This window comes from Streptomyces coeruleofuscus, from assembly GCF_039532725.1.
Lineage (GTDB): Bacteria > Actinomycetota > Actinomycetes > Streptomycetales > Streptomycetaceae > Streptomyces > Streptomyces coeruleofuscus.
On record NZ_BAAASE010000002.1, the window covers coordinates 360,749 to 379,409 of the forward strand.

General features: G+C 72.1%; 24 protein-coding genes and 1 pseudogene. 16 read left to right on the forward strand and 9 right to left on the reverse strand.

Going from position 1 to position 18,661, the window contains the following annotated elements:
- Positions 1-6: 6 nt before the first annotated feature.
- The 10 genes from ABFX81_RS08745 to ABFX81_RS08790 all read left to right on the forward strand — a co-directional run bounded on the left by ABFX81_RS08745 (position 7) and on the right by ABFX81_RS08790 (position 8,686).
- The gene (locus ABFX81_RS08745; protein ID WP_428837150.1) at positions 7-1,542 is read left to right on the forward strand and encodes a fused MFS/spermidine synthase; all 1,536 of its coding nucleotides are present in this window, start codon (positions 7-9) and stop codon (positions 1,540-1,542) included.
- Positions 1,543-1,757: 215 nt separating this feature from the next.
- A complete protein-coding gene (locus ABFX81_RS08750; protein WP_086847786.1) occupies positions 1,758-2,576 on the forward strand; it encodes a hypothetical protein in 819 nt (272 codons plus the stop codon).
- 43 nt (positions 2,577-2,619) lie between these two features.
- Positions 2,620-3,072, forward strand: coding sequence for a DUF5990 family protein (locus ABFX81_RS08755; RefSeq protein WP_346137867.1), 453 nt, complete (start codon positions 2,620-2,622; stop codon positions 3,070-3,072).
- Between the two features lie 149 nt (positions 3,073-3,221).
- Positions 3,222-3,524 carry a hypothetical protein gene (locus tag ABFX81_RS08760; RefSeq protein WP_086847782.1) on the forward strand — a complete coding sequence of 101 codons (303 nt, stop codon included), beginning with the start codon at positions 3,222-3,224 and terminating at the stop codon, positions 3,522-3,524.
- Between the two features lie 21 nt (positions 3,525-3,545).
- Complete coding sequence (locus tag ABFX81_RS08765) at positions 3,546-4,787, forward strand: SpoIIE family protein phosphatase (protein WP_086847780.1); 1,242 nt, start codon at positions 3,546-3,548, stop codon at positions 4,785-4,787.
- 448 nt (positions 4,788-5,235) lie between these two features.
- Positions 5,236-5,439: a cold-shock protein gene (locus ABFX81_RS08770; protein ID WP_030730357.1), complete on the forward strand. Its 204-nt coding sequence runs from the start codon at positions 5,236-5,238 to the stop codon at positions 5,437-5,439.
- A 197-nt stretch (positions 5,440-5,636) separates the two neighbouring features.
- Positions 5,637-7,127 (forward strand): DEAD/DEAH box helicase, encoded by a 1,491-nt coding sequence (locus ABFX81_RS08775; RefSeq protein ID WP_086847778.1) that lies wholly within the window; start codon positions 5,637-5,639, stop codon positions 7,125-7,127.
- Positions 7,128-7,173: 46 nt separating this feature from the next.
- Positions 7,174-7,521 carry a CBS domain-containing protein gene (locus ABFX81_RS08780; protein WP_428837151.1) on the forward strand — a complete coding sequence of 116 codons (348 nt, stop codon included), beginning with the start codon at positions 7,174-7,176 and terminating at the stop codon, positions 7,519-7,521.
- A gap of 46 nt (positions 7,522-7,567) precedes the next feature.
- On the forward strand, positions 7,568-7,879 hold the full coding sequence (locus ABFX81_RS08785) for an SCO5918 family protein (RefSeq protein WP_086847775.1): 312 nt from the start codon (positions 7,568-7,570) through the stop codon (positions 7,877-7,879).
- 453 nt (positions 7,880-8,332) lie between these two features.
- Positions 8,333-8,686, forward strand: coding sequence for a MerR family transcriptional regulator (locus ABFX81_RS08790; protein WP_346137868.1), 354 nt, complete (start codon positions 8,333-8,335; stop codon positions 8,684-8,686).
- Positions 8,687-8,702: 16 nt separating this feature from the next.
- On the opposite strand, the gene ABFX81_RS08795 is transcribed toward ABFX81_RS08790, so the two are convergent.
- Positions 8,703-9,542 carry an NmrA family NAD(P)-binding protein gene (locus ABFX81_RS08795; protein ID WP_346137869.1) on the reverse strand — a complete coding sequence of 280 codons (840 nt, stop codon included), beginning with the start codon at positions 9,540-9,542 and terminating at the stop codon, positions 8,703-8,705.
- An 82-nt stretch (positions 9,543-9,624) separates the two neighbouring features.
- Here ABFX81_RS08795 and ABFX81_RS08800 point away from each other — a divergent pair, with 82 nt between their 5' ends.
- Positions 9,625-10,611: an AraC family transcriptional regulator gene (locus ABFX81_RS08800; protein WP_346137870.1), complete on the forward strand. Its 987-nt coding sequence runs from the start codon at positions 9,625-9,627 to the stop codon at positions 10,609-10,611.
- Here ABFX81_RS08800 and ABFX81_RS08805 read toward each other — a convergent pair.
- The 4 genes from ABFX81_RS08805 to ABFX81_RS08820 all read right to left on the reverse strand — a co-directional run bounded on the left by ABFX81_RS08805 (position 10,588) and on the right by ABFX81_RS08820 (position 12,542).
- Entirely contained in the window at positions 10,588-11,028 is a 441-nt protein-coding gene (locus ABFX81_RS08805) for an STAS domain-containing protein (protein ID WP_346137871.1), read from the reverse strand. The genes ABFX81_RS08800 and ABFX81_RS08805 overlap by 24 nt on opposite strands.
- 34 nt (positions 11,029-11,062) lie before the next feature.
- A complete protein-coding gene (locus ABFX81_RS08810; protein WP_346137872.1) occupies positions 11,063-11,278 on the reverse strand; it encodes a hypothetical protein in 216 nt (71 codons plus the stop codon).
- A 5-nt stretch (positions 11,279-11,283) separates the two neighbouring features.
- A complete protein-coding gene (locus ABFX81_RS08815) occupies positions 11,284-11,880 on the reverse strand; it encodes a DUF5994 family protein (RefSeq protein ID WP_346137873.1) in 597 nt (198 codons plus the stop codon).
- 149 nt (positions 11,881-12,029) lie between these two features.
- On the reverse strand, positions 12,030-12,542 hold the full coding sequence (locus ABFX81_RS08820) for a DUF5994 family protein (RefSeq protein ID WP_086855670.1): 513 nt from the start codon (positions 12,540-12,542) through the stop codon (positions 12,030-12,032).
- Positions 12,543-12,710: 168 nt separating this feature from the next.
- Between ABFX81_RS08820 and ABFX81_RS08825 the strand changes: the two genes are divergently transcribed.
- Positions 12,711-12,962, forward strand: a complete 252-nt coding sequence (locus tag ABFX81_RS08825) for a hypothetical protein (RefSeq protein ID WP_150482101.1) — start codon at positions 12,711-12,713, stop codon at positions 12,960-12,962.
- 43 nt (positions 12,963-13,005) lie between these two features.
- On the opposite strand, the gene ABFX81_RS08830 is transcribed toward ABFX81_RS08825, so the two are convergent.
- On the reverse strand, positions 13,006-13,404 hold the full coding sequence (locus ABFX81_RS08830; protein ID WP_346137874.1) for a DUF5994 family protein: 399 nt from the start codon (positions 13,402-13,404) through the stop codon (positions 13,006-13,008).
- A 41-nt stretch (positions 13,405-13,445) separates the two neighbouring features.
- A pseudogene (locus ABFX81_RS08835) lies at positions 13,446-13,644 on the reverse strand (acyl-CoA desaturase); the annotation flags it as partial.
- A 342-nt stretch (positions 13,645-13,986) separates the two neighbouring features.
- On the opposite strand from ABFX81_RS08835, the gene ABFX81_RS08840 reads away from it, so the two are divergent.
- The 4 genes from ABFX81_RS08840 to ABFX81_RS08855 all read left to right on the forward strand — a co-directional run bounded on the left by ABFX81_RS08840 (position 13,987) and on the right by ABFX81_RS08855 (position 16,397).
- A complete protein-coding gene (locus ABFX81_RS08840) occupies positions 13,987-14,343 on the forward strand; it encodes a PRC-barrel domain-containing protein (RefSeq protein WP_086854605.1) in 357 nt (118 codons plus the stop codon).
- A 14-nt stretch (positions 14,344-14,357) separates the two neighbouring features.
- Complete coding sequence (locus tag ABFX81_RS08845; RefSeq protein ID WP_346137997.1) at positions 14,358-14,555, forward strand: hypothetical protein; 198 nt, start codon at positions 14,358-14,360, stop codon at positions 14,553-14,555.
- A 96-nt stretch (positions 14,556-14,651) separates the two neighbouring features.
- Positions 14,652-15,278, forward strand: a complete 627-nt coding sequence (locus ABFX81_RS08850; RefSeq protein ID WP_086854603.1) for a glyoxalase — start codon at positions 14,652-14,654, stop codon at positions 15,276-15,278.
- A gap of 78 nt (positions 15,279-15,356) precedes the next feature.
- The gene (locus ABFX81_RS08855; protein WP_086854602.1) at positions 15,357-16,397 is read left to right on the forward strand and encodes an NAD-dependent epimerase/dehydratase family protein; all 1,041 of its coding nucleotides are present in this window, start codon (positions 15,357-15,359) and stop codon (positions 16,395-16,397) included.
- A gap of 346 nt (positions 16,398-16,743) precedes the next feature.
- Here the strand turns inward: ABFX81_RS08855 and ABFX81_RS08860 are convergent, their stop codons facing one another.
- Both ABFX81_RS08860 and ABFX81_RS08865 read right to left on the reverse strand, forming a co-directional pair.
- Positions 16,744-17,856, reverse strand: coding sequence for a sensor histidine kinase (locus ABFX81_RS08860; RefSeq protein ID WP_346137875.1), 1,113 nt, complete (start codon positions 17,854-17,856; stop codon positions 16,744-16,746).
- Positions 17,853-18,593, reverse strand: a complete 741-nt coding sequence (locus ABFX81_RS08865) for a response regulator (protein WP_086848368.1) — start codon at positions 18,591-18,593, stop codon at positions 17,853-17,855. Before ABFX81_RS08865 ends, ABFX81_RS08860 begins: the two co-directional genes overlap by 4 nt.
- Positions 18,594-18,661: the final 68 nt, after the last annotated feature.

An 18,661-nucleotide genomic window follows, 5' to 3' on the forward strand; every position in this document is an offset into this window, starting at 1 on the left:
TCGCCCGTGACCGGATCGTCTTCCTCGCCTGTCGCCGAGGGCACGCCCCACAACGACGGCCTGGGTCCCCGTACCGCCGCGGTGCTGGTGTTCGGGTCGTCCGCCGCGGTCCTGGTCGTGGAGATCGTCGCTCTGCGGCTGCTGGCTCCCTATCTCGGCCTCACCCTCGAGACCAGCACCATGGTGATCGGCATCGCCCTCACCGCGATCGCCGTCGGCTCCTGGCTGGGTGGGCGCATCGCCGACCAGGTCGATCCACGCCGGCTCCTCGGCCCCTCGCTCGGGGTGTCGGGAGCGGTCGTGGCGCTCACCCCGGCCGTGCTGCGCAGCACCGCTGAGTGGGCGCCGGCGTTGCTCCTGCTGATCGCGTCGCTGACCATCCTGGTGCCGGGCGCGCTGCTCTCGGCGGTGACGCCGATCGTGACCAAGTTGCGGCTCACCAGCCTCGCCGAGACCGGAACGGTCGTCGGCCGGCTGTCCGGCGTCGGCACCTTCGGGGCCATCGTCGGCACCGTCCTGACCGGCTTCGTCCTCGTGTCGCGGTTGCCGGTCAGCGGCATACTGATCGGCCTCGGCACCCTGCTGGTGGCCGGCTCGGCGCTGGTGGAGTGGCGAAGGCGCGGGTGGAGCGGCACCCCCGCCCTGGCACTCGTGGTCGTTGCCGGCGGTCTCGCCATGACGGTCGCGCCCGGTGGCTGCGACACGGAGACCAGGTACCACTGCGCCCGGGTCGTCGCGGACCCCGACCGGGACAGCGGCCGCACACTCGTCCTGGACGGCCTGCGGCACTCCTACGTCGACCTCGACAACCCGACTTTCCTCGAGTTCGAGTACGTGCGCGCCATCGCGTCGGTGGTCGACGCCGCCTTTCCCGAGGACGAGCCACTCGCCGCCCACCACGTGGGTGGCGGCGGGCTCACCATTCCCCGCTACCTCGCGGCCACCCGGCCCGGAACGCGCAGCCTCGTCTCCGAGATCGACGGCGGGGTCGTGGCCATCGACCGCGACCGACTCGGTCTGGGATCGGCGGCCGGTGTCGACGTGCGCGTCGAGGACGGCAGGCTCGGCCTGCGGCGGCTGGACGACGGCAGCCGTGACCTCGTCGTCGGCGACGCCTTCGGGGGCGTCAGCGTGCCGTGGCACCTCACCACGGTGGAGGCGATGACCGACGTGCGGCGGGTGCTCGACGAGGACGGCCTGTACGTCGCCAACCTCATCGATCACGGTGGTCTGGCCTTCGCACGTGCCGAAGCGGCCACCCTCGGCGAGACGTTCGAGCACGTCGCCCTCGTCGGCGAACCCGCCGATATCGGCCTCGACCCGACCGCCACGGCCCTGGGCGGCAACCTGGTGGTGATCGCCTCCGACCGGCCGGTCGACCTGCGCGCAGTCCAGAAAGCGCTGGACGCCCGGCAGACCGGCTGGAAGATCGCCACCGGTGACGACCTCGCCTCCTGGATCGGCGACGCCCGACCCCTCACCGACGACTACGCACCCGTCGACCAGCTCCTCCAGCCCTACAGCCCGGGGAACGGCCGGTGACAGGGCGCACGGCCGTGTGACGCAAGGCGGCGCGTCGGCGAACCGCCGTCCACAGCCGATGTGTTGCTGTGTCACGGGCGTGCCACGGCGGTGTCCTGAAGGGAAGACGGGTGCGACCCGAGGGCTCTGGGGCTCCTCATAGTCAGCACAGAGCGGGAACCGGCGCGGACGCCGCCGGCTCCCTGCCACTCCCCACTTCGGAAGGACACTCCGTGATGAACCGCCACCTGCGCAAGGCCGTTGTCGCCACCGCCGCGATCACCGCCGGGCTGCTGATGACGGCGTGCCAGAACGGCACGGACGACAGCTCGTCCGGCAAGACCACGACGGGCGCGGCGGCGGTCGCGGAGAAGGCGTCGGACTCCAAGTCGGGCTCGGAGAAGCCGAAGGGCGTCAGCGGCACGTTCAAGAACGGCAAGGTCAGCTATCTCGCCCCGGGCAAGTACATCGTGTCCGTGCCGGGCAAGGGCGACCAGCAGTTCCTGGTCGCCGACGACACCGAGGTCTACGGCGTCGGCACGATATGCGGCGAGGCGGGGTCCAAGGTGGACGCGCCGTGCACGCTGGACCAGCTGGAGGCGGCCACCAAGAAGAACGCCGTGGGCGCCGACGTGAAGATGAAGAACGGCATCGCGACGCTGGTGACCGAGCGGCGGGCCGCTCAGCAGAACACCGGCGCCGGATCCGGCGCTGACACCGGCTCCGACTCCGACTCCGGCCCCCGCGAGACCGTCGTCGAGGGCATCAACAAGGGCAAGGGAGTCAGCGGAACCTGGTTCGGCAACGTCTCCTACCTGGCGCCGGGCAAGTACACGGTCTCCGACATGAAGGGCGTTGAGCAGCAGTTCCTCGTCGCCGAGGACACCGAGATCTGGGGCTACGGCGACATCTGCGGTGACACGAACACGGGTGAAGGCGGCCAGGGCGGCATCGAGTGCACCGAGGCCGAACTGGAGCAGGCCGCCAAGAAGGGCTTCACCGCCGAGGTCGTGATCAGCAACGGCATCGCGACCACCATCCGCGACGACCACTGAGCCGCCGTCCGGCCGGGCCGGACGATGGCGGATGATGGCCGCCATGCGCATCCGCATCGACGCCGTCGACCTGCCCGGCAGGCTCCCCGAGTACGGCGACATCCACGTCGCCGTACAACGCCGCGACCGCCCGGCCGAACTCCTCGAACCACAGCCCGCCGACGCACCCTCCGCGACCTGGACGCTGGAGTGCACCACGAGCACCTCGCCGGCCGGCATCGAGATCAAAGGCCCTTACGTGCAGGACCGTCTGGGCCGGCGGTTCATCTACCTGTCCTGGGGCACGGTCGACGAGTCGGGCGTCTTCACGATGTTCCGCCGCGCCAAACTGATGCTCGACGCCGTCCCCGCCGACGTACTCACCGCCGCCGCACGCGACGGCCTGCTGGTCGGCCGCCTCGGCCTGACCGACCCGCAGGGCGGACCCCTGTGCGCACGCGTCGAGCCCCCTCACATCAGCTGGAGCGCCGCGCACGCCGGTGAGGAGAGCTCGTAGCGGTCCAGGGCGTCACGTCACCCTCTGTCCGGCGGCCACGAACGGCCCGCCCCGGAGTGCCTCCGGGACCCGGGCTGCTTAGCGTCGTCCTGCGTACCCGCACAGACCGCGCAACCCGCGCCGCGCCGAGGCGATTGAGAGGCACCTTCATGGCAGTCGTGATGACCTTCGTCTGGCCCGAGATCACGCCCGAGTTGTACGACGCGTCGCGCAAGAGGGTGCGCTGGGAAGAGGAGTCCCCGGACGGGTGCGTGTTGCACGTGGCGTGGTTCACCGCCGACGGCCTGAACGTACTCGACGTCTGGGAGTCGGAGGAGCACTTCGCCCGGTTCATCGCCGACCGGATCGCACCTGTGCTCAAGGGCGAGCTGGGGGTGAAGAGCGACCCCCAGCCGGAGTTCTTCCCCGTCCACAGGCGCTTCGTCGCCCCGGGCGTCAGCGGCGCCGCCTGACGCCCGCGTCGGCGGACAGCGATGACGGACGGTGGGCGGAAGCCGGACAGGATCGGGGTGGACCGGTCGGAGGGGTTCGGTGAACGGTTGCTGGGGGTGCTGCTGGACCGGGCCCACGAGATGCCGGCGGACCTGATCGCCCCGCTCGTGGCGGAAGAGGTGGCCAGGGTCGGGGGGCGGGACGTCTCCATCCTCCTCCAGGACTACGAACAGGTGCTGCTGGTGCCGCTGCCGGGCCGGAGGCTGAGGGTCGGCGGCCCCGAATCGGTCGAGGACTCCCCCGCCGGCGAGGCGTTCCTCAGCCGCAGAACGGTGGAGGTGCCGCTGGACGGCAGTGTGCGGATGTACCTGCCGCTGCTGGACGGCAGCGACCAGATCGGGGTGGTGGCCGTCACCCTGGACACCGTCGACGACGACGACCGGCGGCTGCTCCGCAGACTCGCCGGCCTGGTCGCGGACATGATCGTCACCAAGGACGCCTACACCGACCAGTTCTTCCAGGCCCGCCGCAGCGCCCCGATGAGCGTGGCCGCCGAGATCCAGTGGTCGTTGCTGCCCCCGCTGTCGATGACCGTTCCGCAGGTCGAGGTGGCCGGAATCCTGGAGCCCGCCTACGACGTGGCGGGCGACAGCTTCGACTACGCCCTCAACGGCGACATCCTGCACGTGGCCATGCTCGACGCGATGGGCCACGGGCTGGATGCGGCGACCATGGCGACGGTGGCCGTCGGCGCCTATCGCCACACGCGGCGGTCCCACACCGATCTGTCCCAGGTGTACGCGTTCATGGACAGGGCCATCAACGAGCAGTTCGGCCACGACCACTTCGTCACCGCGCAGATGATGGTGCTGAACGTCGCCACCGGCCGGCTTCAGTGGGTCAACGCCGGCCACCCGGCTCCGCTCCTGATCCGCGACCGCGCCGTGGTGGACCGGCTGGAGAGCCCGACCACGTTGCCGGTCGGCTTCGGCGGTGAGGAGCCGGTGGTCAGCGAGCGGATGCTGCGGCCCGGTGACCGGTTGCTGTGCTTCACCGACGGTCTGATCGAGGAGCATCAGCCCGGCGGAAAAGAGTTCGGTGAGGAGCAGCTCATCGAGTGGACCAACCGGGTCCTCCGCGACCGCACCGAGGTGCGGGCGGTGGTGCGAGCGCTCTCCCACGCCCTGAAACACGAGCGGGGCGGCGCCACGAGCGACGACGCGACCATCTTCCTCGTCGAGTGGCGAGGCGGCGGCGCCGATCATCTCGCCACTCTTGACTGACTTCGGCGGTGCGGACCCCTTCGGACCGCCGACCGCCACCGGGCCCTCCGGCAGGTCACCCGTATGCCGATGTGACCTTCATCGCGATGGTGGCGTCCCGGCGCGTTCGCCGTCGTCCCGTCCGCTGAGGGGGACGGCCGCGGCGCGGGGACCATCGAGGGAGGTCATGGCGCTGCGGCCGGGAGCACGCGACAGGAACAGTACGTCCGTGCGGGACCAATATCTGTTTTTGCGAGATGAGAAATTGCTGCGGCACCCGGCGAGTATTCCTGGGCCTCCGGACGGGGCGGAATTACTGATCCACACAGCGCCGGTCGCGCCATGCTACTGTCGATCTCAGTTGCAGGTGTGGTTGCCAGAAGGTTCATTTTCCTACGGGGTAATCAGCACGGCGACGCGGAATCCGCACAGGGCGAATTCCGAACATCGTCTCCGAAGGAGAATTGACATGGCTACTGGTACCGTGAAGTGGTTCAACGCGGAAAAGGGCTTCGGCTTCATCGAGCAGGACGGCGGCGGCGCCGACGTCTTCGCCCACTACTCGAACATCTCCGCCCAGGGCTTCCGTGAGCTGCTGGAAGGCCAGAAGGTGTCCTTCGACATCGCGCAGGGCCAGAAGGGCCCGACGGCCGAGAACATCGTTCCCGCCTGATCACGGCAGCAACGCATATTTCGCAGCTGGGGCCCGCACCTTGGGGTGCGGGCCCCGGCTCGCTGCTTTTCAGGGCGCGTGACAACAAATCCGCGCCCAACATCTCCGGCTCGTTCTCGCGATTCTCTGCGCCGTTCATTCGCGCGGCGGAAATTCCTTGCTACGTGCCCACGAGCTCACATCGAGGAAGGTTCCGCTTGAACCGCGCACGCACCGCCCGCCCGACCCGCTCCTACGACCGCTCCAGGGGGTCCGCCGCCAAGGGCTCGGGCGCTCCGCGGCGTTCCAAGGGCTACGAGCGCCGGCCGGCCGCACTCCAGGGGGAGTTCGCGCTGCCGGTGACGACCACGCCCGCGCTGCCCGCCGTCGAGTCGTTCGCCGACCTCGACCTGCCGGCGCCGCTGCTGGCCGCGCTCGGCCACGAGGGCATGACCGTGCCGTTCCCCATCCAGGGGGCGACCCTGCCGAACTCCCTCGCCGGGCGTGACGTGCTGGGCCGCGGCCGTACCGGATCGGGCAAGACCCTCGCCTTCGGCCTCGCGCTGCTGGCCCGTACGGCGGGCCGGCGTGCGGCGCCGCGACAGCCGCTCGCCCTGGTCCTCGTCCCGACCCGCGAGCTCGCCCAGCAGGTGACCGACGCGCTGACCCCGTACGCCCGCTCCGTCCGGCTGAAGCTGGCCACCGTCGTCGGCGGCATGTCGATCGGCAGGCAGGCGGGTGCGCTGCGGACCGGCGCGGAGGTCGTCGTCGCGACTCCGGGGCGGCTCAAGGACCTCATCGACCGCGGTGACTGCCGGCTGGACGACGTCGCCATCACCGTCCTCGACGAGGCCGACCAGATGGCCGACATGGGCTTCATGCCCCAGGTCACCGCCCTGCTCGACCAGGTGCGCCCCGAGGGACAGCGGATGCTCTTCTCGGCCACCCTGGACCGCAACGTCGACCGCCTGGTGCGCACCTACCTGACGGACCCCGTGGTCCACTCCGTCGACCCGTCGGCGGGTGCGGTCACCACGATGGAGCACCACGTGCTGCACGTGCACGAAGCGGACAAGCACCGCACGACGACCGAGATCGCGGCGCGGGACGGCCGGGTGATCATGTTCCTGGACACCAAGCGCGCCGTGGACCGGCTGACCGAGCACCTGCTGAACAACGGCGTCCGCGCCGCGGCTCTGCACGGCGGCAAGTCCCAGCCCCAGCGCACGCGGACCCTCGCCCAGTTCAAGACCGGTCATGTGACGGTGCTGGTGGCGACCAACGTCGCGGCCCGCGGCATCCACGTCGACAACCTCGACCTGGTCGTCAACGTGGACCCGCCCACCGACCACAAGGACTACCTGCACCGCGGCGGCCGTACCGCCCGGGCCGGCGAGTCCGGCAGCGTCGTCACACTCGTGACACCCGGCCAGCGTCGCGGCATGACCCGGCTGATGGCTTCGGCCGCCATCACCCCCCAGGTCACCCCGGTGCGTTCGGGTGAAGCGGAACTGAGCCGGATCACCGGGGCCCAGACCCCGTCCGGTGTCCCGGTCGTCATCACCGCACCGGCTCCGGCTCCCCGCCGTGCCGGGTCTTCCGGGGCGCCCTCGTCCCGTGGCCGCCGGAACCGCCCCGTCCAGGGGCGCCCCACCGGACAGGCGGGGCGGCGCAGGGCGCAGCGACCCGCCTTCGACCCGGCGGCCTAGGCCTGTCGCGTCGATCGTCAGCTCACCCAACTCCGCGGAGGCAGCTTTGACACCGGTTCAGACGCAGTGCCAGCAAGTTGATCCCTCCCTCGTGTCCGTGGCCGACGCCATGGACGCGTCCGGCCCCCGGGTCGGGGACGACATGACCGTCGAGGTCGCGCTGTCCGTCATGGCCGGTGCCCGGGTCGAGTTCCTCGTCCTGTGCGACGGGGACGACCAGAGCACGGGCTCGGTCACCCTGGCCGAACTCGTCGCTCACCGCGGCAGTTCCACGTACACGGACCGGACCCGGCTGCGGGACGTGCTCGACGGACCGTGCACCTCGCCCGTCCCCCGGCGCACCGCCGCCGGGGAGCACGGCCGGACCCCGGGCGTCCTCGCCCTCTCCGGCTGAGCCGCCTCACCCGGTCAGCCGTTCTCCTTCTCCCTGTGGGGGCATCATGCGCTGTGTCATCGCCCGGTACCCGTTCGACCTGACCAAGAGCGGGGTGCTGGCCTCGATGAAGGGCGTCACGCCCGAGATCGTCACGGGTGAGTCCGTGACCATCGGCCGCCGCCGCTACCCCGTCAAGCAGGTGGGCCAGGTCGTCACCCGACAGGACCGCCGCGACTTCACGGCCAGCGAGGTCGTCCGGGCCATGGCCCGTCTCGGCTTCACCTGCCACGACCACCCCGAGGCCGCGCCCGTGCGCGTCCCCACCCCGCTCCAGACCGCGTCGGCACTGCTCGGCGCCGCACCCCTGGACGCATGAGGACGGGCGGACCACCGCCCACCCCGATCCCGATGAGGGCCCTGCCGACGCGCGTCGGCAGGGCCCTCGTCGTCGTGTCGCCGCTCTTGCGGGCCACCGGCTAACTGCGCCACCAGCGAACAAAATCTGCTCTTGTCAGAGTAGACATTGGGCTCCGGCGCAGTTAGCCTTTTTCTCGTTGACACGAGATCACTCAGCCGAGAAGGACGGAGGAGCAGACGCCATCAGGATCGCCCGGCCCGAGCGGCGCTCGGCCGGGTACCGCAAGACCCCGGATTGGAAGGTGGTCCCCGGTCACGCAGCCGCGATCCCCGCATCCCCCCTCCCACAGGGCCGGTAGCGGAAACAGAAGGTCGGCGCAGCATTAGGGCCGACAGATGGTGTTCAATTTCCTTCGGGGCCCTGGTGCCGTACGGCACCAGGGCCCCTCGACGCGTTGCACTACGAGGTGACATGACAGCAGATACCCCGCTCAGCGATCGTCTGGAAGACGACGACTACCCCGCGTACACGATGGGGCGGGCCGCCGAGATGCTCGGCACCACCCCGGCCTTCCTGCGAGCCATCGGTGAGGCTCGTCTGATCACTCCGCTGCGCTCGGAGGGCGGACACCGCCGGTACTCGCGCTACCAGCTGCGCATCGCGGCGCGCGCCCGCGAGCTCGTCGACCGGGGCACCCCGATCGAGGCCGCGTGCCGCATCGTCATCCTCGAGGACCAGCTCGAGGAAGCTCAGCGCATCAACGCCGAGTACCGCCGCCGTGCCAGGCACGGCGCGTCCGAGGGTTCCGTCGCCGATGCCGGCTGATCGCCCGGGGGCGAGGTCAGCTGTTCCAGACACCCTCCCGGGCGGTGGTGTCGGCGTACTCGGAGAAGTCCCGGGGAGCCCGGCCCAGGGCCTTCCGGACGTCGTCGCCGAGCGAGGCGAGGCCGCCTGAGCGGACGTGCTCGTACAGGCCGACCGTCAACTGCACCCACTCCTCGGGCACACCCTGCGCCCGCTGCTCCTGCGCGTACGCCTCCGGCGTCAGCGGGACGTAGCGCAGATCGCGGCCGGTGGCCCGGGCGATCTCCGCGACGGCGTCGGCGAAGGTCATCAGCCGGGGGCCGCTGAGCTCGTAGTTCCACCCGGCGTGCCCGGGCTCCGTCAGGGCCGCGACCGCCACCTCGGCGATGTCCTCGGCGTCGATGAACGCCTCCTTGCCGTCGCCGGCCGGCAGCCGTACCTCGCCGCTCAGCACGGGGTCGCGGAGGAAGTCCTCGCTGAAGTTCTGGAAGAACCACCGCACCCGCAGCACCGTCCAGTCCAGACCCGCGTGTCCGAGGGCCCGCTCGGCGGACAGGACGTGTTCCTCGGCAGGGCCCCAGGCGTCGGAGGGCGTGGACAGCAGCACCGCGTGACGGGCTCCGGCAGCCGCGGCCCGCCGGGCGAACGCGGCGACATCGTCGGCGGCCCGGGGGCCGCCCAGGTCGGGGTGGACGACGTACATCCCCGTCACCCCGCTCAGGGCCTTCTCCCAGGTCCCGCGGTCCGTCCAGTCGAAGGACGGCGTGGCGGAACGGGACGCCGCGCGGACCGGCACGCCCCGCTCCCGAAGCAGCCGCGCCACCCGGCGGCCCGTCTTGCCCGTGGCCCCTGTCACCAGGATCATCTCGTCGCTCATGGCCTCCAGCGAACCAGTCGCCGTCCGCCCGGGACATGCCGTGCGGACTCACGTCCATACGCGTTCGTCTACGCTGACCGGCATGGATCCCATGGGTCTGACCAGCACGGATCCGCTGACGGACCTTCTGAACGGGGTGCGGACCAGTGGCGCCGTCTTCCACCGGTCCTCCCTGACCGGCTCCTGGGGGGCACGCTTCGAGGACGGCTCGCCGCTGGCCCTCGCGGTCCTCGTGCGCGGCTCCGCATGGATCACGCCCCAGGGCGGCGCCCCGGTGCGGATCGGCTCCGGAGACGTCGCGGTGCTGTGCGGCGGCGCACCGTACGTGATCGCGGACGACCTCCGCACCGAACCGGACGTGGTGATCCGTCACGGCGGCCGTTGCACGACCCCGCAGGGCGAGGAACTGGACCGTCCCCGGATTCCGGGTACCGGCGCCCGGGACGCGGAAGGGGACGGCGGCACGCTCCTGATCAGCGGGCTCCACACCCTGGAGAGCGGCACCCCGGGCCGGCTGCTCGCCGCGCTGCCGCCCCTCGCTGTCGTCGACGCGAGCGTGGGCACCTGCCCCTTCGGCATGTCGGCCTTCGAGGAGATCGCCCGCGAGGAGCCCGGGCAGCAGCTCCTCCTGGACCGGGCACTGGACCTGATGCTCATCACCGCCCTGCGCGCCTGGTTCACCCGCCCCGGCGCCGAGGTCCCCGGCTGGTACCGGGCCCACAGCGACCCCGTGGTCGGAGCGGCCCTGCGCATGCTGCACAGCGATCCCGCCCACCCGTGGACCCTGCCGGCCCTGGCGGCGAGGACCGGCGTGTCCCGGGCCGGCCTGGCCCGGCGCTTCACCGCTCTGGTCGGCCGGCCGCCCATGACCTACCTACGCGAACAGCGCCTGGCCCTGGCCGCCGACCTGCTGCGCGAGACGGAGGCGACGCTCGCCGTGGTGGCGGACCGCGTCGGGTTCGCCAACGCGTTCGCCTTCAGTGCGGCGTTCAAGCGGGAACACGGCGTCAGCCCGAGCGAGTACCGCCTGCGCGACCGCGTCCCCTCACGCGGTACGGGGACGCCGTAGGCACACCCGGTGCAGGCCGTGGCCTCCCCGGCCGGTGGCACGCACGCGCACCGCGCTCCTCGTGGCGACGGGAAACCGGCGTGACGGTGGTCGGACGATGAGGGGCTCGTGGAGCAGGAAGGCGGAGCCGGTCAGCTCGATGATGCGGGCCACGGCCGGGGGCGGGCCGTGCAGCCGGAGCATCATTCCGGTGTCGGTGGCGAGGCGGAACGCCGTGAGGAAGGCGTTGATCCCGCTGGCGTCGCAGAAGGTGACCGCCGTGAGATCGACGTCGGTGGTGCGGACGCCGTCGTGCACGCACGCGGCGAGCGCGGCGTGCACGAGCGGGGCCGTGGCCAGGTCGATCTCTCCTGCCAGGATGATCAGCGTGCGGGTGGTGTGGTCGTGCCGGTGGACGTTCAGCTGCGGAAGGGGCATGGCTCCTCTGTCGGGACTGCCTGAAGGGCGGGGCTCACTCGGCTTGCTCACGGGTGCGGCGCCAGGAGAACCGCCCGCGGCCGCGGGCCTTCCGCCGACCGGATGGAGCCGGTCCCGCGACAGGCAGCCCGGAGCGGCCGTAGTGGAAGGCGGCGATGCGGTCGTCGTGCTGTGCGTTCAGCTGGTGGATGAGGAACACACCGAGGACGATCATCCCGAGGATCACCGCCACGGACACGAATGCCTCCACTGTCCTCACCTTCCCATCGGCTGATACGGCACCGGGGCGGACACGACCGGGACCCGCGGACCTGCTGCCGGGTCACCGGCCTCGTGTCCTCCTTCGGAGTCCCAGACCGCTTCCACGGCCCGGTCGGCCTCGTACTCCGTCCGCGAGCGCGCCTCGTCCTCCATCAGCCGGCTCCCGGTCGACGTGCCGAGCGGGTCGCTCGCGGCGGCCATCAGCCGGGCGGCCGATTCGGGAGTCGTCTGCGGCGGGATCACCAGGAGGTTCCAGCGCCCCACGCGGTACGAGAGCAGCAGCAGTTCGTGCGGGTCCTGCTCGGACCGGAACCAGCCCACCTTCACCACGCGCCCGGCGACGGGCACCTTGCGGGGGACGACCGGCCAGTGGGTGGGGTTCACCGTGACCCGGGTGATCCGCCCCCACACCGGGTCCAGTACGGCCGTCAGGGAGGGGAGTTCCGCCGCGAGATCGCGTGAGCGGGGCCACCAGGCGCCGTCCAGCAGAGCCGGTGCGGAACCGGTGGCGGCGAGCGCCAGCCGCGGAGAGGACGAGGAGGACCGGTCATCGGCTTCGGCTGTCGGCGGGTGGGAAATGGTCGCAGTCATGACGCGAACCCTGCCCCGGGACGGCCGCGACCGGCCCGGCATATTCGATCGCCGAAAACGACACGAGCCTGGAAGCCGGTGCGCGAAGAATCCTCGGTGGCTCCACCGTACTCCTCGGACGGGTCCGGCGGGCCGTACGGATCCGGGGGCTATTCGCCGGGGGCGCTCCGGACGTCCGTCGCGCTCGGGTTCGCATGCCCGGTGCCGGTGTCGACGAGGATCTGTTCGGCCTGGGTCACGCTGCCGGAGCGGACGGCCTCGGTCATGGCGGCGCGCGCGGCGTCGGGCGTCGCGTGCGGCGGGACCACCAGGAGGGAGAAGAGGTCCTGCCCGCCCCGGGTGATGAGGACGGTGTCGTCGCCGACCGAGGAGGAGTCGATGTGGACGACACGGTCGTCGATGGTCATCCGCGTCGGCAGCTCTTCCCAGGCACCGGCGTCCAGGCCGACACGGGTGATGGGCCCGAGGTGCTCGGTCAGCGCGGTGATCAGGCTGGGGAGCTCGACGGCGATGTCACGGGAGCGCGGCCACCACGCCCCGTCGAGCACGCCCTGCCGTTCGTGGGTCGTCTCCAGCCGTACGACGGCCGTTCCCGGCCGCACGGCCTGGTGGACGGCGTCCGGCAGGAGCCCGGTCACACGCGGGGAGTCGGAGTCGGACATCGCTCTCGCCTGCCTGCCGGGGGGAATCCTGCCGGGCATGAGGAAGCCGGGTGGCTTCCTCATCTCACGGTACTCTCCGGGCTCTCAGGCCGATGGCGGCCGGAGAGCCCGGAGTAGGGTGAGGGATCCGGCCCGTCTCCCGCCGGTACATCGAACTCCGAGGTCGCCATGCAGTCCACGGAACCACCCTCGGACGGGCACGCCGAGGTCCGCATCGTCGCCGCCTCGCCCGAGGTCGCCCGGCGGGTGGCGGAGGTTCTCCGCCGTTGCTTCGCCGCCACCGAGCAGCGCAGCTACCCGGCCGGTCCCGACGGGGGAACCCGCCTCGACCTCACCGTGGACACCGGCCGCGCGGCGGAACCCGCACGGTCCTGGCTGGACACCAGCCGCTCCATGGAGGACAGCCACCGGCGGAAGTGAGACGGCGCCCGGCGGGTGGCGGTCACCGCCGGGCGGGTGGCGGTCACTCCTGATCGCTCGCCGCGGCCGCCATCAGCGGTTCCGCCGCCTCCTCGGTCGTGTCCGGCGGCACCACCAGCAGGTCCCAGCGGCCCCGGCCGGGGGCGAGCAGGACGACGGTGTGCGGGGCGGACGCCGCGAGGGCCCTGTGCAGTCGTACGACCTGGTTGGAGACGAGCATCCGGCCGGGTGCCGCCGGCCACGTCGCCCCGTTGACGGTGACGCTGGTGACGTGCCCCCACGCCCGCGGCAACCCCGAGAGCAGCGACGGGAGTTCCGCGAGCAGGTCGTAGGAGCGGGGCCACCACGCCCCGTCGATGGGCCGGGGCATGCCGCTGCGGGGGGCGAGACGCAGCCGGAGGACCGGGTGGGAGGGGAGCGGGGGCGGTAGCGCGGTGGTCATGAGGGCTCCTGCCGACTTCATGAGGGGTCCGGTGGTCGGTGTCAGACGCGACGGGCCGCGACCCGGTCCGCGGTCGGCCGGCGCACGTCGTGCACCCAGCCGAGGCGTTCGAGGAGGCGGATGAAGGCGGCGGAGGGGTCGACCTGCCCCCGGTCGACGCCGTGACGGGCGCTGGTGGGGTCGGCGTGGTGGAGGTTGTGCCGGCTCTCGCCGAACGAGAGCAGGGAGGGGCCACAGGTCACCCCCCTCACCGCGACGTACAGCCGCTCACCGGCGTCGCGGGCGGGAGCCGGGCCGTCCGGCGGGAAGGGGGACGTGCCGTCGTAGCCCTGGGGCGACGGCACGGGTACGGCGGTGGGACCGTCGTGGACGTGTTCGGGCTGTGGGGCGATGGCATGCGTGGCTCCTCGGCCTGGATGCGGATGCGCGGCCGGGTCACGGGCTGCCCATGCGAGGACGGATGGCGTGCGTGGTCCGGAACCGGTCAGAATTCCGGCATACGGAAAGTCCTCGTCCTCCCCACCGTACTCCGGCCCGGGCCGGAGTAGGGTGAAACGGCGGGACCGGACAGGGAGTACGGGCATGATCCGTTCAGCCGACATCCGCGAATGGCGCGACCATGAGGTGGTCGATCCGAAGCAGCACAGGATCGGCGTGCTCGAAGGCGTCTACGTGGACACCGCCACCGACGAACCGACCATGGCCACCGTCCGCACCGGGGTGCCCGGCCGCCGGCGCCTGGTCTTCGTCCCCCTCGACGACGCCGTGGTCGGACCGGATTACGTCAAGGTCTCCCACGCCAGGGGAGAGGTAAGAAAAGCCCCGTCGATCGGGACGGACGACGTTCTCCCGGCCGAGCGGGAGGAGCAGATCTTCCAGCACTACGGCATGACGTACCGGCCCGGAGCGGGGGGCGAGCGCCGGCTCGCCCGCAGGTGACCGTACGCACGCACGTGGCACAGGAGAGGTGGTCCGCGATGATGGCGCTCTTCCTTCTGGTCGTCCTCGTGGCCGTCGTCCTGGGAATCATCGGCGTGGCGGCGGAGGGCCTGGGTTATCTCCTGGCCATCGGCATCGTGCTCCTCGCCATAGACGTGATCTTCTTCGCGGTACGGCTGTCCCGGCACGCGGGGCGGCGGCCTGTGCGCTGACGACGGCGGGTCGCGGCGAGGTGTTCCTCGTTGTGTTCCTCGTTCCGGTCAGGATTCGAGAAGCGCGGGTCTCGTGCGGCGCCTAGCGTCAACGTCATGACTTCCATCGAATCCGTCACCCTCGAAGTGGACGACTCCGCCGCCGCCCACCGCTTCTACACCAACGCGTTCGGACTGGGCGACCAGGTACGCGTGCGGGCCTCGCAGGCGCCGACGACCGGCTTTCGCGGGTTCACGCTGTCGCTCGTGGTGTCCCAGCCGGCCGACGTCAACGCCCTCGTCGGCGCCGCCGTGGACGCCGGTGCCACGACGCTGAAGCCCGCCAGCAAGTCGCTGTGGGGCTACGGGGGCGTCGTGCAGGCCCCGGACGGGACGATCTGGCAGATCGCGTCGTCGTCGAAGAAGGACACCGGACCGGCCACCCGGCGGATCGACGAGATCGTGCTGCTGCTGGGGGTCGAGGACATGGCCGGCAGCAAGCGGTTCTACGTCGAGCACGGCATCCCCGTGGCGAAGAGCTTCGGCAGCAAGTACGTCGAGTTCGACACCGGGTCGGGCTCCGTCAAGCTGGCGCTGTACAAGCGCCGGGGCCTGGCCAAGCTCGTCGGCGTCTCCCCCGACGGCACCGGATCGCACCGGCTCACGGTCAACGGCGACTCCGGGCCCTTCACCGACCCGGACGGGTTCGCGTGGGCGACCGCGTCGGAGACCGCGTCGCTGTGACCGTGCGCGATCTTACGGAGTCGTGACGTACGGGCGCGGTCCCGTGGTGCGGCCGGGTCGCGCGCCTAGCGTGGCCGTATGCGCGTACTGGTCACCGGCGGTGCCGGGTTCATCGGGTCCCATGTGGTCGCCGCCCTCCGGGAGCGCGGGCACGAGGCGGTCGTGTTCGACGTGCGGGAGGACGCCGGCGCCGACGTGCGGGACCCGGCCGCCGTCGGGCGTGCCCTGTCCGGTGTGGACGCCGTGTGCCACCAGGCCGCGAAGGTCGGGCTCGGCGACGGGGTCGCCGACGCGGCGGATTACGTCTCGCACAACGACCTCGGGACGGCCGTGCTGCTCGCCGCCATGGCGGAGGCGGGGGTGCGGCGTCTCGTGCTGGCCGGGTCGATGGTGGTCTACGGGGAAGGGCGGTACGAGTGCCCCCGGCACGGGGTCGTACGGCCCGGGCCGCGTGCCGTCACCGACCTCGACACCGGCCGGTTCGAGCCGCCGTGCCCGGTGTGCGGGGCGGACCTCGTCCCCGGGCTGGTCGGCGAGGACGCCCCGGCCGATCCCCGGAACGTGTACGCGACGACCAAGCTGGCCCAGGAGCACCTGGCCGCCGCCTGGGCCCGCTGCACGGGCGGGTCGGCGGTGTCGCTGCGCTACCACAACGTGTACGGGCCCGGCATGCCCCGTGACACCCCCTACGCCGGTGTCGCCTCCTTCTTCCGCTCGGCGCTCGCCCGGGGCGAGGCACCGCGCGTGTTCGAGGACGGGCGGCAGCGCAGGGACTTCGTGCACGTCCGGGACGTGGCGCGGGCCAATGCCGTGGCGCTGGAGGCGGAGGCCGCCCCGGGCGGGCTCACGGCGTACAACACCGGCAGCGGCGACCCGCACACCGTCGGCGAGATGGCCCGGGCACTCGCCGCCGCGTACGGCGGGCCCGAGCCTGTCGTCACCGGCGAGTACCGGCTCGGGGACGTACGGCACATCACCGCCGACTCCGCACGGCTGCGGGACGCGCTGGGCTGGAAGCCGGAGGCCGGATTCGAGGAGGGCATGGCGGAGTTCGCGCGGGCCGGGATGCGGGGCGCGCAGGAGCGGCCGGCGTCCCCCCGGGGTCCGGCTCGCGAATGACCTGGGGTCGGGACGGCGAAGGCCGGGGTCGGGACCGCGAAGACCGGGGGTCGGGACCGCGCAAGACCGAGGGGTCGGGACCGCGAGGGGCCGGAGGGCCCGGACCGCGAGGGACCCGGGGGTCGGGACCGCGAGGGACCCGGGGGTCGGGACCGCGAAAGACCCGGGGCCAGGACCGCGCAAGACCCGGGGCCAGGACCGCGCAAGACCGGGGGGTCCGGCCCGCGCAAGACCGAGGGATCGGGACCACGAGGGACCCGCAGGCCGGGACCACGAGGGACCCGGAGGCCGGGACCACGAGGGACCCGGGAGCCCGGTCCGCGAAAGACCGGTGGTGCTGCCCGTGTTACGAAGCGGCGGCGGGCAGCACCACCTCGAAACGGCAGCCGCCGGGGATGTTCCGTACGGTGGCCCGGCCCTGGTGCGCCTCCACGATCCCCCGGACGATGGCGAGGCCGAGGCCCGCGCCGGCGGGGGGCGTCCGGGCGTGCGTGCCGCGCCAGCCGGTGTCGAAGACGCGCGGCAGGTCCTCGTCGGGGATGCCGCCGCAGCCGTCCGTCACCGACAGCACCACGCCCTCGGTGGAGCGCTCCGCTGTGACGGCGACCGTGCCGTCGGCCGGGGTCCGGCGGATGGCGTTGACCAGCAGGTTGCCCAGCACCCGGCTCATCTCCTTGCCGTCCACCTCCACCGGCACCGGCTCGATACGGCCGCCCACCAGCCGCACCCCGTGTTCCCGGGCGAGCGGGTCGGCTCCCGCCAGCGCGTCGCCCACCAGGTCGTACAGGGAGATCCGGCTGGGGGCCAGGGCGAGCGCGCCGGCGTGGATGCGGGAGAGTTCGAAGAGGTCGCCGACCATGTCGTTGAGGCGCTCGACCTCGGTGCGGATCTGCTTCAGATAGCGGCCGGGGTCGGCGGCGACACCGTCCTCCAGCGCCTCCGACATGGCGCGCAGACCGGCCAGCGGCGTGCGCAGATCGTGCGAGATCCAGGCGACGAGTTCACGCCGGGAGGTCTCCAGCGCGCGTTCCCGCTCCCGGGATTCGGCGAGTCTGGCGCTGGTGGCGGCCAGTTCGCGGCTCAGGTGGTCCAGTTCGGCGGTCGTCGGGCCGAGGGGGGCGGCGAAGTTCCCGCCGTCGCCGAAGGAGCGCGCGGCCACGGCGAGTTCGCGGCTGCGGGCGACGACCCAGCGGCCCAGCAGCAGCGCGGTGGCCAGGGAGACGACGGCCGCCATGGCGACGACGGTCGTGACGACGGAGAGGTCGTGCGGCGACAGGAACATCGCCCAGGCGACGGCGAGCGTGCCCGCGAGCATCGCGACGACCCCGACCGTCGCGACCACGGCGAGCGAGGCGGTGAGCGAACGGCGCCGGATCAGACGCAGCGCACCGGCTCCGGCCAGGCCGGTGGTCGCGGCACCGGCGAAGGCGTACAGGGCGATGAGGAGGGTGTCGTTCACGATCCGGCCTCCTCTCCGGTGGTTCCCGTGGGGTCGAAGCGGTAGCCCACGCCCCACACGGTCTGGATCAGTCGCGGCCGGGCCGGGTCGTCCTCGACCTTGCCGCGCAGACGGCGGACGTGGACCGTGACGGTCGACAGGTCGCCGAAGTCCCACCCCCACACCTCACGCATCAGGTCCTCGCGGCCGAAGGCCCGCCCCGGGTGCCGCAGGAAGAAGGAGAGCAGGTCGAACTCGCGGAGGGTGAGGGCGAGTTCGGTGCCGTCCTTGGTGGCCCGGCGTGCTTCCGGGTCGACGGTCAGACCGGCCGCTCCCAGCCGGTGCCCGGGGACGGCGGGCCGGCTACGGCGCAGCACCGACTCCACGCGCAGCACCAGCTCGCGGGGGCTGAAGGGCTTGGTGACGTAGTCGTCGGCGCCGACCTCCAGGCCCAGGATGCGGTCGTCCTCGTCGCCGCGTGCGGTGAGCATGATGACCGGGACCGGCCCCCGTCCCCGCATCCGCCGGCACACCTCCAGGCCGTCCATCCCGGGCAGCATCAGGTCGAGGACGACCAGGTCCGGCCAGTGCGCGGCGGCACGGGTGAGGGCGGTCGGGCCGTCGTCGGCGCGGTCGACGACATAACCGGCGCGGTCCAGATACCCGGCGACGACCTCGGCCACGGTCGGGTCGTCGTCGACGACCAGGACCCGCGGGGGCCCGTCGAGGGTGTCCTCGTGCTGAGGGGGCTGCTGCATGGCTCCAGCCTCGCACCGGACGACCCGCGGCGGCCTGTCCGGAGGCCTCCTCGGCCGCCGACGTCCGC

Excerpts from the sequence above, each read along its gene's own strand:
- ABFX81_RS08770 (WP_030730357.1), top strand. The coding sequence starts at position 5,236 with ATGGCTACTGGTACCGTGAAGTGGTTCAACGCGGAAAAGGGCTTCGGC.
- ABFX81_RS08800 (WP_346137870.1), top strand. The coding sequence starts at position 9,625 with ATGGATCCCATGGGTCTGACCAGCACGGATCCGCTGACGGACCTTCTG.
- ABFX81_RS08805 (WP_346137871.1), bottom strand. The coding sequence starts at position 11,028 with ATGCCCCTTCCGCAGCTGAACGTCCACCGGCACGACCACACCACCCGC.
- ABFX81_RS08760 (WP_086847782.1), top strand. The coding sequence starts at position 3,222 with ATGGCAGTCGTGATGACCTTCGTCTGGCCCGAGATCACGCCCGAGTTG.
- ABFX81_RS08750 (WP_086847786.1), top strand. The coding sequence starts at position 1,758 with ATGAACCGCCACCTGCGCAAGGCCGTTGTCGCCACCGCCGCGATCACC.
- ABFX81_RS08825 (WP_150482101.1), top strand. The coding sequence starts at position 12,711 with ATGCAGTCCACGGAACCACCCTCGGACGGGCACGCCGAGGTCCGCATC.
- ABFX81_RS08850 (WP_086854603.1), top strand. The coding sequence starts at position 14,652 with ATGACTTCCATCGAATCCGTCACCCTCGAAGTGGACGACTCCGCCGCC.
- ABFX81_RS08865 (WP_086848368.1), bottom strand. The coding sequence starts at position 18,593 with ATGCAGCAGCCCCCTCAGCACGAGGACACCCTCGACGGGCCCCCGCGG.
- ABFX81_RS08815 (WP_346137873.1), bottom strand. The coding sequence starts at position 11,880 with ATGACTGCGACCATTTCCCACCCGCCGACAGCCGAAGCCGATGACCGG.
- ABFX81_RS08790 (WP_346137868.1), top strand. The coding sequence starts at position 8,333 with ATGACAGCAGATACCCCGCTCAGCGATCGTCTGGAAGACGACGACTAC.
- ABFX81_RS08830 (WP_346137874.1), bottom strand. The coding sequence starts at position 13,404 with ATGACCACCGCGCTACCGCCCCCGCTCCCCTCCCACCCGGTCCTCCGG.
- ABFX81_RS08855 (WP_086854602.1), top strand. The coding sequence starts at position 15,357 with ATGCGCGTACTGGTCACCGGCGGTGCCGGGTTCATCGGGTCCCATGTG.
- ABFX81_RS08820 (WP_086855670.1), bottom strand. The coding sequence starts at position 12,542 with ATGTCCGACTCCGACTCCCCGCGTGTGACCGGGCTCCTGCCGGACGCC.
- ABFX81_RS08840 (WP_086854605.1), top strand. The coding sequence starts at position 13,987 with ATGATCCGTTCAGCCGACATCCGCGAATGGCGCGACCATGAGGTGGTC.
- ABFX81_RS08795 (WP_346137869.1), bottom strand. The coding sequence starts at position 9,542 with ATGAGCGACGAGATGATCCTGGTGACAGGGGCCACGGGCAAGACGGGC.
- ABFX81_RS08765 (WP_086847780.1), top strand. The coding sequence starts at position 3,546 with ATGACGGACGGTGGGCGGAAGCCGGACAGGATCGGGGTGGACCGGTCG.
- ABFX81_RS08755 (WP_346137867.1), top strand. The coding sequence starts at position 2,620 with ATGCGCATCCGCATCGACGCCGTCGACCTGCCCGGCAGGCTCCCCGAG.
- ABFX81_RS08785 (WP_086847775.1), top strand. The coding sequence starts at position 7,568 with ATGCGCTGTGTCATCGCCCGGTACCCGTTCGACCTGACCAAGAGCGGG.